Source organism: Luteimonas sp. TWI382 (assembly GCF_039674545.1).
GTDB lineage: Bacteria > Pseudomonadota > Gammaproteobacteria > Xanthomonadales > Xanthomonadaceae > Luteimonas.
The window spans coordinates 18,826-34,847 of sequence record NZ_JBDJNS010000036.1 but is presented as its reverse complement, the minus strand read 5'-3'; the positions used below and the strand labels follow the sequence as shown (position 1 = coordinate 34,847).

The following is a 16,022-nucleotide window of genomic DNA, read 5'->3' as shown; positions in this document are numbered from 1 at the left end:
CGATCGTGCACACGATCCCGGTGCAACTGCTGGCCTACCACACCGCACTGGCGCGCGGCACCGACGTCGACAAGCCGCGCAACCTCGCCAAGTCGGTCACCGTCGAGTAGGTATCACAGCCAGCGCGGACGCCCGCCACGCCGCGAATGAGATGCGGCGTGGCGGAAAAGCTGGGGCCAGGTTCAAGCGCGGGCGAGGATGTAGAGCCGCCTTTTCGGAGCTTGATCAGCGCTCAGGCGAGCCGGGGCCCGAACCAGCGGAAGAAGCGGATCGCGCGCTCCCGCTTTGCGGTTACCGCGTACCACGCCAAGCACATCACGAAGAATGCGACGAGCAACAACGGCTCGGGGACATCTGCGCGTATCGCAAGACTGGCGAGGAATCCACAGATCAGGCTGAATGCGGCAAGCGCGACGACCACGCGCAAATGTCCGTAATGGGCGTCCCGCATCAGGTGATGGATGTGATTGCGGTCGGCATAGAACGGTGAGCGCTTGTTGCGGATCCGACGCAGCATGACGACAAGTGTGTCCATCACTGGCACCGGTACAAACCACAGGGCCAGAACGGGACTGACCGGATGGCCCGGGTTCTGGGTCAACCGGAACGAGAACCAGGCCACGACCAGACCGAGAAATGCGCTGCCAGCGTTGCCCATGAACAGCACCGCGCGCTGGCGCCAGGGCAGCCGCAGGTTGAAAGCCAAGAACGCCGCCACGGCTCCCATCAGAATCATCAACCGGTCGGCGATGATGTCGTTACCTGCGTAGAGTGCAGCGGCGGCGAGCATCAGCAATGCGCACCACACGACGGTGCCGGCCAAGCCGTCGACGCCGTCGACCATGTTGATGGCGTTGATGAGGCCGACAGTCGCAAAAATCGTGAATGGTACCGACAGCCAGCCCAGTGCCACCGACTCGAGCCCGAACACCGGGCCAAGCTGCTCGACGCGTACGTCGCCCCCATAGATCATCACCAGGGCGGCGACGATCTGCGCCATGACGCGCCAGGTCCAGCGCAGGTCGTAGAGATCGTCCAACAGTCCAACGAACAGGATGATCGCCGCGGCGCCAAGAAAGCCCACGAAGCCGTCACCCACTTCGCGGGAGAAAACGAGAGCTGCCAGCACCACGCCTAGTCCCATGGCGATGCCGCCGGTCACTGGGGTCGGCGAAACATGGTCCTTCCGGCCCTTGGGATGGTCGAGCAGATTGAGGCGCGTTGCAACGGGCTGCAGCAGCCACTGGGCGAACCAAGTCACACCAAGTGCTGCAAGGGCGGCATCCCAGGCCAGGTCGCCGATAACTTCAATGAACCACATCGACCCGCAGCCTTCCTGAATGCAATAGGTATTGTAAGTCCTCGGCGAATTCCTCACCATTTTTCATCAATTCTATGACGCGTGCAGTCATCATCTGTTGTGAATTGACCGAAATGGACACGACAGGTCACTTTCTTGATGGGCGTTAGGCAGCCTTGAGCGTCAGCGCCAAGAGCCGTTGACTTCCTTTGCCTAGATAGAGGCCGAGCGCGCCGCCGAGCAGGTTGAGCACGACATCACGGATCTCGGGTGAGCGGCCGGGGGCGAGTTCCTGGGCCAGTTCGGCGGCCGTGGCGAGCACTGCGATAACCGCCCAGGCGCGCCAGCCACGCAGATCGGCGCGACAGACCCACAGGAGTGCGCCGAGCAGGACGAAGATCGCGAAATGGGCCCAGTCCGAAAGGCTCCACGGGGTGAGTCGCGCCCAATGAGTCCATTGCGCGACATTCGTGCTGCCAAAGATCGCCACCAGGCGTGGGCCGGGCAGAAACAGCAGTCCCGATGCCAGCGCCGCGCCAGCCAGCGTCGCCAGCCTGGGCACGAGACGCGTCCGCCAGGCCAGTGTCAGGCAGACGCCGCAGATCAACGCAAGCAGCAATGCGCGGGACAGGTCCATGCGGGAAGCGGGATCAGAGCCGCTGCACGTAGACGACCGAGTGCTCGCCGTCGTGGACCTCGATCTCCGCGACAGGCTCCGCCCCCATGCGTCTGTAGAAACGGTGGGCGGGCACCAGCGACGTGCCCGCCACGATCCGGAACGCCGTGACGCCCCGTGCGCGGAACTCGCGCTCCAAGGCCCGATACAGGGACTCCGCGATCGAGCGACCTCGCCACTCCGACGCGACCGCCAGACTCAGCAACTCGGCCGTCGGCAATTCGAGATCGGGTCGGGCGGCCGCCCCCCGGGTATAGCGCAGGATCTCAAGAATCCGGCGCAGTTTGGACGGTTGCAGCATCGCCGGGGCCAGGTTCAAGCCCAGTCGCAGCGGACTGCGCAGCATCCGCTTGTACACCGGCCCCATGCTCGCGCCGCCAGTGACGAACCCGACAACTGCATCGCCTTCCCGATGGACCAACAGCAAGGTGCTGTCAGACTCGTCGAGCGCGCGGTACATGAAGGTGAGAAACCCCACGCCCAGCGTCGCCAGGAAACTCCGGTCCAGGCAGCGAACATGCAGTTCGGCCACCTGCCTGTACATGGCGTCGCGCGACGACATCAGCGCGAGGCGGCCGGGGCGGCCTCTGCGGCGCGGGTCAATGCCTCGGGCGCGGGCGGCAGGTCGGGGAATACCCGCCAAACGGCTCGCGAGTCCGGGACCAGGATCACCCACGTGGTGAGCACGATGCACCAAAGATAGGTCCCGACGCCCTGGTGCGCCACATACCACTCTTCCAGTGCGCCCTTGTAGGGCATGATCACGTCATCGTAGAAGCGCTCCGGCTTGGCGCTGGCATGCATCAGTTCCTCCTCGTCACGGAAGACGACGGACCCGATGCCCGACAGCCCCGGCCTGACCTTGATGATCTCCGCCTGCGAGCGTGCAGGGAAGGCATCGAAGCAGCGGCGCGTCTGCGGCCGCGGCCCCACGATGCTCATGTCGCCACGAAAGATGTTCAACAACTGCGGCAACTCGTTGATCTTGGTCTTGCGCAGCACGCGACCCAGCGGAAGGACGCGGGGATCGTGCTTGACGGTCACCGTACCGGTGCCGAGATTCGGGCTGTCCTTGAGCATCGTGGCGAACTTGAACAGCCCGAACGTCACGCCGTGGCGTCCGATCCGCTGCTGGACGTAGAACACCTCGCCTTCGCCGGTCAGGCGCAGCGCAATTGCGATCGGCACCAGAAGCGGCGAGAGCACCAAAAGCGCGAGCCCTGACAGCAGGATATCGAGAAGTCGTTGCATGATCACATCCTGCCGTCGAGGTACTTGCCGGTTTCCTTGTGGGCGAACTCGGGAATCATGTAGTTGAACAGGTCGACGATCTCCGGCTTGTCCCACGTGCGCTGCTGCCGGATACGCGTGAGCGTGTCGAGGAAGTACGTCAGCCTGGCCTCGTCGAACACCGGTTCGTTCCGGATCACGCCGATATTCTCAAAGCGCTCCATGTCCAGCGTCTCGGTGCCCATGTAGAACTCCTCGAAGTCCTTCTCGCCCGTGGTGTCGCTGGCGAAGAAGTACACCGGCCAGCGCTTCCCGGCGATCAGCTCGGGCGCACGGGCACGGGCCTCGTCCTCGCTGTCGCACGCGTAGGGCTCGAACCCGAGTGACTGCAGGTAGCGCACGGCGATATCAGAGAAGCGCGTCAGATCCAACTGCTCGCTGAGCTTGGGGAAGAAGATGTCGCGATTGTCGCCGAGCAGGCATGAACTCAAGCAGAGTTCGCCCGACTCCTGCGGTGTGACGAAATAGCGGCGCACGTCATTGGGCGCGGAGATCGGCTGGCGCTTGGCGAAACGCTGGTTGAACCCATGCAGCAGCGACCCGTCGGAGAAGGCGACGTTCGCAAACCGCGCGGTCGAGATCGGCAGCTCCAGGCTGGCGCGCATCAGGAACATCTCCATGATCCGCTTGCTCGCGCCCATCATGTTGACCGGGTTGGCCGCCTTATCGGTGGAGACGCAGAAGTACTTTCGGGCACCGCCCACGCGCGCCTGCGTGATGGTATCGATGGTGTTGAGGATATTGACCTCGATCAACCGCATCAGCGTGAACGGGTCCTTCTCGCTGCGCACATGCTTGAGCGCCGACAGATTGAGCACGTAGTCGTAGCTGTCGCCGGCGTTCATCAGCGCCGCGTACTCGCGGCTGCCGCAGTCGAGCGCGAACGTGCGGAAATCTCCGTCGATGTAGCCGAGCGTGCTGCGGACATCGCGCACCAGCTCGACCATGTTGTTCTCGCTGATATCGACCACATGCAGCACGCGGGGATCACGCTTGAAGATCTCGCGCGTCACGGCCTGGCCGATGGAACCAGCGCCGCCGATGACAAGGAATCGGCTGGCGGCCACGATCTCCCGCAACTCGGCGTCGTGGCGCTGGATATCTGCATCGAAAAGCGGCCCATCGCGGCCAATGAGGTTCAGTACATCCATGGGGGAAGTGCTCTGCTGGTGTTGCTGGAAAGGAATGCGTCAGCGCGGGCGCAGGGCGCCGTCGGGAACGCTGGAGGGCAGGTTGACGACACGGGCCTCCAACCAATGGGAATTCTCGAGCCCATCGTGCTGACAGGCGCTGAACATCGGCAGCCGCGACATCAATCGCCAGATAGGCCGGGTCATCACGCCTTGCGCGTTCGTGTACTCGAGGAAGGCGTCGCGCTCAGCTTCGGAATCCAGCACGATCGCGTTGAGCCACCAGTTGCTCGTGCAGTCCGCAAGCGGCTGGACGAAGCGAATGTCCGTATCGGCGAAGAATGCGGCATAGCGCGCAGCCACGTCCGCTTTGACCGCCAGCATCTCGTCGAGCCGTTCCATCTGTGCGCAGCCCAGGGCGGCATTCAGGTTGGGAAGCCGGTAGTTGTAGCCGATCTCGTCGTGCACGAACTCGTAGGGATGGGGCACCTTGGCGGTGGTCGTGAGATGCTTTGCGCGCTTGGCCAGAGCCTCGTCGTCGGTGACGATCATGCCGCCGCCGCCGGTCGTGATGACCTTGTTGCCGTTGAAGCTCAAGGTCGCAAACCGCCCGAATGTGCCGGTGTGCCGTCCGTCGACGTAGCTACCAAGCGATTCGGCCGCATCCTCGACCACTGCGATACCGTACTCGTCGCAGATCGCCACGATCTCGCGGATCCGCAAGGGCTGTCCGAAGGTATGCATCGGCACGCACGCCGCGACGCGTCGCCCCGTTGCCCGATTCCAGGCCTGGCCACCGCGGACTTCCGCGTTGGCTTCCAACCACCGGCGTAGTGATGTGGGACTGAGCCCCATGGTGTCGAGATCAACGTCGACGAACACCGGATGCGCGCCAGCGTAGCTGAGCGCATTGCACGTCGCGATGAAGGTCAGTGCCTGCGTGATCACCTCGTCGTCCCGGCCCACGCCTGAGAGCTGCAACGCCACATGCAGTGCGGCAGTCCCGTTGACGGTCGCGATGGCGTGCTTCGAGCCGGTGAAGGCGGCCACGCGCTCCTCGAACTCGGTCACCTTGGCGCCGACGGATGACACAAAGTTCGAGTCGATGCAGTCGACCAAGTACTGGCGTTCGTTGCCTTCGAAGACTGGGCGGTGGAGGGGGATGAAGTCGGGGCCGTAGATTCCGCGGACGAAGTCTACGACTGCCGCAGAGGACAGCATCCTTGCGCTGGGTGCACTCATCGCGCGCTCTCCCCGGGCGCGAGGGTGTCGTCCAGAATCGCACCGAATCGGGCCGAAAGGCGATCGAACCCGAAGTTCTCCAGCACGTGTGCCCGCCCACGCTCCCCCATCGCTCGAAGCGCATCGGACGGCATGTCGGCCATGCGCTCCATGGCGTTGGCCAGCGCCAGCGGGTCGCCGGGCGGTACGGTTGTACCGCAGCCGGACTCCCGGACGGGGTCGTTGACGGCTGCGGAAGCCATGACAATCGGGCGTGCAGATGCCATGTAATCGAAAAGCTTGTTCATGCTGATGCCGTAGCGATAAAGATCTGGTTGGTCGAGCACGGAAAGGACGAAGGCGTCTGCCTGGCTGGCAAGTTGTGGGATGTCCTGCTTCGGCACAGGATCTTCAAAAGACACGAGCGAGTCGTCGAGTCCGAGTGCAGCCGCCCTCTCAATCAGTCCGGCCTTCAGTGGGCCGTCCCCGATCATTCTGAGGCGGATCGGGTGGCTGGGGCGTCGGCTTCGGAGGATCGCCATGGCATCGATCAGCGGGTCCAGCGCATTGGCCTGTCCGTGTGCTCCGAAATACATGAAGCTGAAGCTTGAACGCGAATCTCGCTGGCGGTGCGGTGTGGGCGGAAAGAGTCCGGGATCCACTCCATTGGGAATCCAGACGATCCTGCCGGGCTCAATCCCCAGCGGACAAATGTAATCACCAGCCCTGGGTAGAAGCACGACGATCCTCGTAGCCGACCGGTAGAGCAGCCGCTCAAGCCAGCGCATCGCGATCGCCATTGCCCCGTTCTTCCTGATACGCCCCAGATCGATCAACGTCTGCGGCCAGAGGTCGCGAACCTCGAACACAAAGGGAACACCGAATCTTCTGGACAGGATCAGGCCGGAGAGCGCGGCGAAGGGATGGACGCTTGAGCCCACGATCACGCTAGGCTTGCCAAGTGCATGCGTGACTGATGGCTTCAGGACGCCGATGCTGTATGCCAGCATGTTCATGATCCTCCCGCCGCCATTCCCCTCGTAATCCGGCGTCCTCACCCAGAGGAAGGGTATGCCGTCGATCATGTCGGTTCTGGATCTTTCGGATGTCGACAGTCTCTGCTTTCCGGAGTTGATCTCCACGCTGGAGGCGATGATGGACGCGCGCCAACCGGCTGCCTCCAGCCCTTTCGCCAAGTGGTAATGCCGGGTGCCTCCAACGCCGCTTGGCACGGTGGCGTAGTGGTTGAGTATCCAAACATGCTTCATCGGTCGATGCTCTCATCGGGATCGGAGGTCGCGTCCGATACCTCATCGCGGATCAAGAGATTCAACGGCGGTGCCCGGCACGTACCGCATCCGGTCCAGCGGGCGGTGTGGGGTCTATCGTTCTGCGCAGCGCATTAAGCATCGTCTCGACACACTCAGGCCAGGCGTAGTGGGTCTGGACGTGGTTCCAACCTGCTGCGCCCATTGTCCGTCTGATCGCGGGGTCGATCACCAGCTTCATGATTGCGTCGGCCGCGGCCTCCGGGTCCTCCCTAGGGACGACGATCCCGGTCTGGCCGTGGACGACGACCTCGGGTAACCCGCCAGCATCGGAGACGACCACCGGCAGGCTCGCGGCCCCGGCTTCGATGGCCGCGACGCCGAAGCTCTCGCTGTCGAGTCTACTCAGCGCGACAAACACATCCATTCGTCCCAGCTCAGTGGGAACCTCTCCGTGATTCACTCGACCCACGAACGTTACGTCATCGCCCAGGTCCAGAGACCTCGCCAGGATCTGCAATTCCGCAAGCTGCGGGCCTCCACCAACGATCCGAAGTCGAAGCGAACGGGCTAGCGCGGAGTCGAGTTCGGTCGCCCTCCTCCTGACGATCGCGTACGCCGAGATCAGTGTGTCGATTCCATATTTAGGGGAGAGTGTTTTCACCGTTCCGATCACCAGTGCGCGATCCGGTCGCTCGTCGTCACTGAGGCGTGCTCCTCGGTCCTGGAATGCCGAAAAGTCGACGCCGAAGGGCGTGATCTCGATCTCTCCCAGGTCCGGGGCCATACGACGTGCCTGGCTTGCCATGCAATGACTTGTAGAGGCGACGCGCGTCGCTGCGCGCAAGTTGCCTGTGACCAACCATCGGTGGAGCGGGCTTTTATAGGGGAAGTCGTAGACGTCGCTTCCCCAGATCGACAGTAGCCACGGGCTATGGTTGACCAGGCGTGCGGTAGTTCCATAGCCGCTGGCGTAATGCGCATTAACCACATCCGGGCGAATGTCAGCTAATAGCCGTCGCACACCGGGCGCCATTAGGAAATAGCCAGCGACTCCACGGAACGGAAATGAGTGAACGCGCACTCCAGGATCCAACGGCTCCAACAGCGGATGCTGCGTGACCAGGTGCACTTCGGCGCCAGCAGTCTGGAGCCCGTTGGCCCAGCGAATCGCATGGATGGATGAACCGCTCGCCAGCAACGCGATCTTCATTAGGCACCAGCCAAGTCGTTGATGACCTGAGCCGCTCGGGCTTTCCAGGAATGTTGGCTCAACACCGTCAAGCACTGCTGTCTGGCGCGCTCGATCTCGTCGGGATTCTGGGATAGGTGACGCAGCAGAGCAGAGAGGTCATCCGACGTGTAGGGAATCACCCAGCCCACCTTGTTAGCTTCAACGAACTCCGCCGCCAGCGTGCCCTTCGACGCGATGATCGGCGTGCCTCGTCCGAGGTACTCATAGAGCTTGACGGGCGCGGCGAATGTCCAGTACGCATGTGGTTTCACGAACACAAGCGCAATGTCACTACGGTCGTATAGGGCGTTAAGTCCTTCCCCGGAGGCGTGTACGATCTCTATGTTTTCGGACAGATACGGTGCGTAGGCGGATTGATTGGAGTGCCACTCAAGGTCGCGTGTGCATACTACCAATCGCGTGTTCGCCGACGCGGAGACTGCCGAAAACAATTCGTGCATCTGATAATGCGAGGACAGGCCACCGATATAGAGAAGTCTCAGTTCACCAGGAACGCCGCTGCGGGTGGTCGAGACGCGTGCGGCATCAAAATCGTGCCCGGGAGGAAGCTCGGAGATCGGACACGTCATCGAGGATGGAATGCTTTCGACCATCCGGATTGAGGGCACGTAGAGCATGTCCAGCTGACTATTGTAGCGTTGTAGATCGTATCGATAGAAAAATCTGGCGAACTTCGCCCGAAGCGCACCGACATTCTTTTCATACTCCGGAAAAGCCCAATAGATATCGCGGTAAAAGAGCCCGATCGGAACCTTAAGATCATTCAGGTGCTTGAAAAAACCGAAATCCAGACAAGGTCGGGTCGGTAGATGATGACGCTCGGTAAGAAGCGTCGGCATCGTGGAACTCTCGGAGTAGGCCAGTGCGTACTTTGTGCCGTTGCGGATTTTCTTCTTGACGTCGCCGATGGCCTTGGCGCGTTCTCGCCCGTGACCGGACACAACATCGACTTTGTGCCCGAGCGCGCTGAAAGCATCGATCATCCGCATGGGCCGGATGCCGCTGGCAGAGACTGGATTAACCGCAAGCGGCAGCGGCGTGTGAAATATGATGTTCATGACGATTTCTTCCTGACCATCTTGCCGTCTGAGGACGTGTGTCGAGCTGTGTGCCCGACGAGCCCGTAGGTGACGCCGAACGCGAAGAAGAGGTAGTGGTTGACGTAGGAGAGGGCGAGCACGGACTGGATCAGCGCGGAGATGAAGACCATTCTTCCGAACAGTTCGCTTCGCCCGCCAGCGGGGCCCACCAGCATCTTTGGGATAGGCAGTGCGAGCATCAGCACAACGATGGCGAAAGGAATGAGCCCGAACTGGTGCCAGAAGGAGAGGATGTTGTGGATGTACCCACCATCCAGATAATCCAGAAATCCGTTGTAGCGTCCCCAGAGCGGGCTTTCTTGGATCTGCCTGATGCCGGCCTGAAGTAAGTAGGAACGTTCGTTGAGCGAGGTGTCGGTGTCGGAGCTGAGAAGCAGCCGGACTATGCGCGAATCAATAATGTTGAAATAGTTGTTCATCACTACGTAAAGCAGCCCAGAGCCGAGCGCGACGAAAAGTACGGCTATTCGGATTGCCGACTTAAAGCCGAGGCCGTTCTGGGCGATCTGGTATACAAGCGGTGTGATTAGCCACAGGTAGAACCAGGACCGGGACCCGATCAGGTAGATCGCCACAAGTCCCAGGAGATAGATGAGCGCCTTTGATCGGGTGTTCGCGGAGGTCACGATCGCGAGTAAGAGCAGGGAGTACGTGCCACCCGCAACCCGGATGTAGTTGAGTCGCTCCTGCAGCAGCAGGATCCTGTCAGACGAATAGATGTATGTGATCGCGACGATGACGGCCAGCGAGATAAGGAAGGTGCGCCTGCCCTCCCTGCCGGAATCAAAGCGGTAGTTTGCTATGAAGAAGGCGCCCGCTATGAAGGCCGCTGCGTACCAGTAGTAGTTCGAGAGCCAGGCCAGGTCGTACCGGTCCGACTGCGCGGCGGCGACGAGTCCGGCGATCATGAATCCGAGGATGCAGAACGCAGGCAGGATGAGCTGCTTGCGAGGCCTCGAGAACAAGAAGAAGGCCACAATCGCGAGTGCTGACGCGAACAGACCGACCGGAGGCGTCGGCCAGCCATAGGTGATTCGGACCGAGTACAGAACAGCATCTGCTGCGTACAGCAGCAGAAAGATAGACAGCGACAGGCTGCTTCGGAAAGAGAGTGTCATCGGCTCATCCCTTAGAGTGCCTTCTTGCCGCCTGGCACGAGATCGGCGAATCCCGAAGTGCAGTTGCGGGAAGCCTCTGTGCAACTCGATCCATCCTGGTGGGCTGCTTGCATTGAGTTCATTCTTGAGCTGTTCTGTAGGCGGGAAGATGTCGAGATCGTGGTGTTCTTACACATCGGCACGGTCGGGCTATCCACCGTATCCGAGCAGTCTTGCAACGTGTAAGGCGGCGGCCACGAGCACAACGCCGCCCAGGCTCAGGACGATCGCCTTCTTGGGGGCCGCCCTGGCCAATAGCTGTACATCGATGTGCGCGACCCTCGCGACCACAACGAAGTAGATGAAATAGAACACGGCTCCGGACAGTGCATGGGCTTCTGCCACATGATCCTGGGACAGCTTAATGGCCACGGCTGCAATACCGGTGCGCAGGACGAACCCGAAAAACTGCAATGAAAGAGCGAGTTTCTGATTTCCGGTCACGTGCAGCACCATCGATACCGGTGAAGTGATGAATTGCATGAAGAACCAGGGCGCCATCCAGGCGACCAGGTCGCCTGAGCGCTCCCAGCCGGAGCCGAAAATGAGCTGGAACGTGAGCGGGGCGAGCAGGGCGATCATGGCCACGGGAGCAATGCCCGCAGCGATGAGGTGCCCGACCATTCGTGCAGTGAAAAAGGCGAGTTCGTTCTTACGATAGTGTTCGGATGCATGAGACAGGAACACCTGCCCGACGGCTTGGCCGATGAGGGCCGCCGGAATCGCGAGCACTTGCATCGCGAGCAGCAAGTGGCCGGCATCGTTGCTTGGACTGTTGGCGGCGATGAGCAGGATCGGCACCTGGATGCTCGCGGTGTTGGCGAGTGCCTCCAGCATCGAGTACTTCGGGAATCGCTGGTACTCGCCGGCAACCCGCTTCATGTCCCGTCGACGGATGGCGCGCAGCGCGGTTCGGTCGCGCTTCCAGAGGCGATAGCCCAGCCCGGCGACACCAGCTCCGCTCTTGATGAGTTGGCCGAGCAGCAGGCCCAATGGCGCGATACCCAACGCGCCCAGACCCAACTGGGTGGCCGTACCGCCGATCGCCTGGCTCATCCGCGTACGCGCGACCGCCATGAAGTTCTTCTTGCGAGATGTCCAGTACTGCAGCGCGGTGTACGAACCGGTGATCCATACACCCAGAGGCAGCAGCCACAGGTAAGGCGCCAGGCCGGGGGCGTCGAGCAGGTCGGAGATCGGATCGGCCCCAAAGCCGACGACGATCGCCAATGCCGCGCCGAAGGCTGCCGAGCTGCACAGGGCGACAGCCAGGAGATTGGCGGCCTCCTCGTCCGCCTCTGGCAGGGGGATCGCGATCTCCAGGCGAAGGGAGGCAACAACGGCCAGGATGCCCAGCAGCGCGGTGTAAACCGCCAGTACGCCGAAATCCGCCGGGGTATAAAGTCGGGTCAGCACCGGGAGCGCAAGAACCCCCAAAGCCTGTGCGAACGCGGTGCCGCCCACGAGCACGCCGATCGAGCGCGCAACGCCGCCGACCCGGGCCTGATTCAGTCTCCGCTTAATAAAGTCCAGCACGCCAACGGATCTGCTCTACGCACCCGCAACGAGCGGAGCGACTACCCGTTGCTGCGAATCATCGTCAAGATAGGCGTGCATCGGCAAGCTAAGCACTTGGTCGGCTGCCAGATCGCCGTGAGGCAGGCGGGCCGCGATGTCCTGAACGGCCGGCTGCTTATTCAGCGGCATCGGGTAATGGACCGCGGTGGGGATGCCGGCCGCATGCAGCCGGGCCTGCGTCGCGTCGCGATCCTGCACGCGGACGGTGTACTGCGCCCAGGCGCTGGTGTTATGCGGCTCGACGTGCGGAGCCTGGACTTGGCTGCCGGCTAGCATTCGGGCGTACCCGGCGGCGACCCGTTGCCGCGCGGCGATCTCGTCTTCCAAGATATCGAGCTTGCACAGTAAGATGGCGGCCTGCAAGGTATCGAGCCGGCTGTTCACGCCGACGCGGGCATGGTGATAGCGACGCGTCTGGCCGTGGCGAGCGACCTGGCGCATGATCGTCGCCAGCGTCTCGTCGCTGGTGAAGATCGCGCCGCCGTCGCCGTAACACCCCAGCGGTTTGCTGGGAAAGAAGCTGGTCGTGGCGATCGTCGTCAGATTGCAGCTCTTTCGGCCCTTGTACGTGGCGCCGAAGCTCTGCGCAGCATCCTCGATGACGGGTACGCGGTGTCTGTCGGCGATCGCATTGATGGCATCGTAGTCCGCGCACTGGCCGTACAACGAGACTGGAATGATGGCTTTCGTTTTCGGACCGATCGCAGCCTCGAGCGATGCCGGGTCGAGATTGCAGGTCAAAGGATCGATATCGACGTAGACGGGGCGCGCCCCGAGGACTGCGGCCGCCTCCGCTGTGGCGATGTATGTGAAGCCAGGCGTGATGACTTCGTCGCCAGGCCCTACGCCTAGCGCCATCAATGCGATCTGAAGCGCGTCAGTGCCGTTTGCGACGCTTATGCAGTACTTGGCGCCCGTGTATGCAGCAAGGCGTTCCTCGAGCTCGGCCACTTCGGGGCCCAGGATGTACTTGCCGTGGGCAAGGACGCGCGCGATGCCGGCGTCGATCCGGTCCTTGAGGCGCGCCTGCTGCGTCTGAAGATCGATGAATTCCATTGTCATGCGTCCTGGCGGGTCAGCTGGCGGCCGTGCAGCTGGTAACGCGCGCCGGTGTGCGAACAGGTCGCTTCGCCGTCACCCTCTACCGGCAGGTCGAGCTGTTCGCCGAACTCGCTCATCCAGCCGATCTGACGGGCGGGCACGCCCACCATGAGCGCATAGTCGGGGACGTCTTTGTTGACCACCGCGCCGGCGCCGACGAAGGCGAACGCACCAATGGTGACGCCGCAGACGATCGTGCAGTTGGCGCCGAGCGTCGCTCCGGTTCGCACAAGCGTGTCCCGGTACTGGTCCTTGCGCTCGATCAGTGATCGCGGGTTGTAGACGTTGGTGAACACCATGCTCGGGCCGCAGAATACGCCGTCCTCAAGGGTGACGTTGTCGTAGACCGACACGTTGTTCTGGATCTTGCAACGGTCGCCGATTACGACGCGATTGCCGACGAACACGTTCTGGCCGAGCGACACGCCTTTGCCGATGCGGGCCCCCGCGCACACGTGCGCGAAGTGCCAGACGCGCGAGCCTTCGCCGATCTGCGCGCCCTCATCGACGATCGCGCTGGGGTGCTGCTGGAACGTCATGGGCATGCCCTCTGGATGAACGGGTGTGCATCCTCGGCCCCGGGCGCGACGACGGCGTCGCGGATCTGGGCGACCGTCGTGATCGCCGTCCGGTTTTCCTCGAGGCCGAAGCCGCGACCTGCGAGGATCTCCTCGTAGCTACGGATGTGTAGGTCGGTGAAGCCCCCGGAGAATTCGATCTCCTCGCCGTCGACGGTGATGGAGCGATAGGTGCGCTGGCCAGCATCGCGCTGGGCCTGTGGCACGTCCTCGAAGTCCACCGACAGGAACCAGCGGACGCGGGCATGCGCGTACTCGAGGTAGCCGGCAGCGCGGGTGTCCTCGGACAGGTGCACGACGTTCTGCTGAAGGTCGCCGAAGATGTAGTGCAGCATGTCGAAGAAGTGCACGCCGATATTGGTGGCGATGCCGCCCGACTTCTTCAGGTCACCCTTCCAGCTCTGCAGATACCAGTGGCCGCGCGAGGTGATGTAAGTCAAATCGACTTCGTGCTTGGTGTCGCGCTGCTCGCTGCGGACGCGCTCGCGCAGCGCAACGATCGCCGGATGCACGCGCAACTGCAGGATCGTATTGACCTTGTGGCCGGTGTCGCGCTCGATGTCCAGCAGGCCATCGATGTTCCAGGGATTGAGAACCAGCGGCTTCTCGCAGATCGCGTCGGCACCCGAGCGCAGCGCGAAGCGCATGTGCGAATCGTGCAGATAGTTGGGCGAGCAGATCGAAACGTAGTCCACGGCTTTGCCGTCGTTGGCGCGGCGGCGCTTGTCGATGTGGCGATCGAAACGCTCGAACTCGGTGAAGAAGTCGGCTTCCGGGAAGTGACTGTCGATGATGCCGACCGAGTCGTTCGGGTCGTAGGCGGCAACCAGTACGTTGCCGGTGGCCTTGATGGCCTGCATGTGGCGCGGCGCGATGTAGCCCGCAGCGCCAATCAGTGCGAATTTCTTCATGAGAGTGTCCTGAAAGTACGTGTTGCGTGTGCCGCCGATACAGGCTTAGTTAGAGCCGTCCGTCCACGCGATCGGCTGGCAAGATGCCCTTGATGTCGTAGATCACGGTGCGATCGGTCGCCCACTGGCGGACATCGGCATTGCCCGGCTTGAATTCGTCGTGTGCGACCGCGAGCACGATGGCGTCGTAATGGCCCTGCTGGGGGGGCTCGGCCAGCAGCTCCACGCCGTACTCCGCCTGTGCCTCGTCGCGCGACGCCCAGGGGTCGTGGATGTCGACCTGTGCGCCGAAGTCGCGCAGTTCGCTGACCAGGTCCACCACGCGCGTGTTGCGCAGGTCCGGGCAGTTCTCCTTGAAGGTGAAGCCCAGTACCAGCACGCGGCTGCCCTGGATGGCGTGTCCCTTGCGGATCATCAGCTTCACGACTTCAGCGGCGACATGCTGGCCCATGGCGTCGTTGATGCGACGGCATGCGAGCAGGATGTCGGGGTGGTAGCCGACCGACTGTGCCTTCTGGATCAGGTAGTACGGATCCACGCCGATGCAGTGGCCGCCGACGAGGCCCGGCTTGAAGGGCAGGAAGTTCCATTTCGTTGCTGCGGCCGCGAGCACGTCGCTGGTGTCGATGCCCAGGCGGTGGAAGATCAGCGCGAATTCGTTGATCAGCGCAATGTTCGCATCGCGCTGGGTGTTCTCGATGACCTTCGCGGCCTCGGCCACCTTCAGGGTCGGCGCCTTGTGGGTGCCTGCAGTGATGATGCTGCGATACAGGCCATCGACGAATTCGGCGGCTTCGGGTGTGGAGCCCGAGGTGATCTTGGGAATCGTGGTCAGGCGCCGTTCCTTGTCGCCCGGGTTGATGCGTTCGGGGCTGTAACCGACCGTGAAGTCCTGGTTGAAAACCAAACCCGACGCGCGCTCGAGCTCGGGAACGCAGATCTCTTCGGTTGCGCCCGGAAACACTGTGGACTCGTAGATCACCGTATCGCCGTGTTTGAGCACGGTGCCGATTGCCTGGCTCGCCTTGATCAGCGGCGTGAGGTCCGGGTGCTTGTGCTCGTTGATCGGTGTGGGCACGGTGACGATGTAGACATTGGCATCTGCGATGCCCGCCGTCTCGGTGGTGTAGCGCAGCCGGTTGGCGGATCGCAGTTCTTCGGCGTCGACCTCAAGCGTGTGGTCGCTCCCGCCGCGGAGCTCTTCGACGCGGCGGACGTTGATATCGAAGCCGATGGTGTCGTACCGCTTGCCGAACTCCACGGCCAGCGGCAGCCCGACGTAGCCCAGGCCGATCACGGCAATGGCGGCGGTACCCGTTGAAGACATCAGATCAGTTCCTCGTGACGATAGGCGTCGGCTGCCACGCACGATGGGCGGTTCGCCGACTGAATAGCGAATTATGCGCCCTCCAAGCCGCACCGTGAGAAAAAGTGAGGCCTGAATGTGCCGCGCTGGG

15 protein-coding genes are annotated in these 16,022 nt (G+C 62.4%); all 15 read right to left on the bottom strand.

Annotation, left to right across the window (positions count from 1 at the left end; all coding sequences use genetic code 11):
• Positions 1-232: 232 nt before the first annotated feature.
• The 15 genes from ABE505_RS16250 to tviB all read right to left on the bottom strand — a co-directional run bounded on the left by ABE505_RS16250 (position 233) and on the right by tviB (position 15,892).
• A complete protein-coding gene (locus ABE505_RS16250) occupies positions 233-1,321 on the bottom strand; it encodes an MraY family glycosyltransferase (RefSeq protein ID WP_346445532.1) in 1,089 nt (362 codons plus the stop codon).
• A gap of 145 nt (positions 1,322-1,466) precedes the next feature.
• The gene (locus tag ABE505_RS16245; RefSeq protein WP_346445533.1) at positions 1,467-1,937 is read right to left on the bottom strand and encodes a VanZ family protein; all 471 of its coding nucleotides are present in this window, start codon (positions 1,935-1,937) and stop codon (positions 1,467-1,469) included.
• 13 nt (positions 1,938-1,950) lie between these two features.
• On the bottom strand, positions 1,951-2,538 hold the full coding sequence (locus ABE505_RS16240) for a GNAT family N-acetyltransferase (RefSeq protein ID WP_346445534.1): 588 nt from the start codon (positions 2,536-2,538) through the stop codon (positions 1,951-1,953).
• Complete coding sequence (locus ABE505_RS16235; RefSeq protein WP_346445535.1) at positions 2,538-3,227, bottom strand: sugar transferase; 690 nt, start codon at positions 3,225-3,227, stop codon at positions 2,538-2,540. Before ABE505_RS16235 ends, ABE505_RS16240 begins: the two co-directional genes overlap by 1 nt.
• Before the next feature lie 2 nt (positions 3,228-3,229).
• On the bottom strand, positions 3,230-4,417 hold the full coding sequence (locus tag ABE505_RS16230) for a UDP-N-acetylglucosamine 4,6-dehydratase (RefSeq protein WP_346445536.1): 1,188 nt from the start codon (positions 4,415-4,417) through the stop codon (positions 3,230-3,232).
• Between the two features lie 39 nt (positions 4,418-4,456).
• Complete coding sequence (locus ABE505_RS16225; RefSeq protein ID WP_346445537.1) at positions 4,457-5,638, bottom strand: LegC family aminotransferase; 1,182 nt, start codon at positions 5,636-5,638, stop codon at positions 4,457-4,459.
• Positions 5,635-6,885 (bottom strand): glycosyltransferase family 4 protein, encoded by a 1,251-nt coding sequence (locus ABE505_RS16220; RefSeq protein WP_346445538.1) that lies wholly within the window; start codon positions 6,883-6,885, stop codon positions 5,635-5,637. The genes ABE505_RS16225 and ABE505_RS16220 overlap by 4 nt, the downstream gene beginning before the upstream one ends.
• 61 nt (positions 6,886-6,946) lie before the next feature.
• Positions 6,947-8,098, bottom strand: a complete 1,152-nt coding sequence (locus tag ABE505_RS16215) for a glycosyltransferase (RefSeq protein ID WP_346445539.1) — start codon at positions 8,096-8,098, stop codon at positions 6,947-6,949.
• On the bottom strand, positions 8,098-9,198 hold the full coding sequence (locus tag ABE505_RS16210; protein WP_346445540.1) for a glycosyltransferase: 1,101 nt from the start codon (positions 9,196-9,198) through the stop codon (positions 8,098-8,100). Before ABE505_RS16210 ends, ABE505_RS16215 begins: the two co-directional genes overlap by 1 nt.
• Complete coding sequence (locus ABE505_RS16205; RefSeq protein ID WP_346445541.1) at positions 9,195-10,358, bottom strand: hypothetical protein; 1,164 nt, start codon at positions 10,356-10,358, stop codon at positions 9,195-9,197. Before ABE505_RS16205 ends, ABE505_RS16210 begins: the two co-directional genes overlap by 4 nt.
• A 189-nt stretch (positions 10,359-10,547) precedes the next feature.
• On the bottom strand, positions 10,548-11,933 hold the full coding sequence (locus tag ABE505_RS16200) for an oligosaccharide flippase family protein (RefSeq protein WP_346445542.1): 1,386 nt from the start codon (positions 11,931-11,933) through the stop codon (positions 10,548-10,550).
• A gap of 15 nt (positions 11,934-11,948) precedes the next feature.
• Positions 11,949-13,031 carry a DegT/DnrJ/EryC1/StrS family aminotransferase gene (locus ABE505_RS16195; protein ID WP_346445543.1) on the bottom strand — a complete coding sequence of 361 codons (1,083 nt, stop codon included), beginning with the start codon at positions 13,029-13,031 and terminating at the stop codon, positions 11,949-11,951.
• A 2-nt stretch (positions 13,032-13,033) separates the two neighbouring features.
• On the bottom strand, positions 13,034-13,615 hold the full coding sequence (gene wbpD, locus ABE505_RS16190; protein WP_346445544.1) for a UDP-2-acetamido-3-amino-2,3-dideoxy-D-glucuronate N-acetyltransferase: 582 nt from the start codon (positions 13,613-13,615) through the stop codon (positions 13,034-13,036).
• Positions 13,612-14,565 (bottom strand): Gfo/Idh/MocA family oxidoreductase, encoded by a 954-nt coding sequence (locus ABE505_RS16185; RefSeq protein WP_346445545.1) that lies wholly within the window; start codon positions 14,563-14,565, stop codon positions 13,612-13,614. Before ABE505_RS16185 ends, wbpD begins: the two co-directional genes overlap by 4 nt.
• 49 nt (positions 14,566-14,614) lie before the next feature.
• Positions 14,615-15,892 (bottom strand): Vi polysaccharide biosynthesis UDP-N-acetylglucosamine C-6 dehydrogenase TviB, encoded by a 1,278-nt coding sequence (gene tviB, locus ABE505_RS16180; protein WP_346445546.1) that lies wholly within the window; start codon positions 15,890-15,892, stop codon positions 14,615-14,617.
• Between the last annotated feature and the right edge of the window lie 130 nt (positions 15,893-16,022).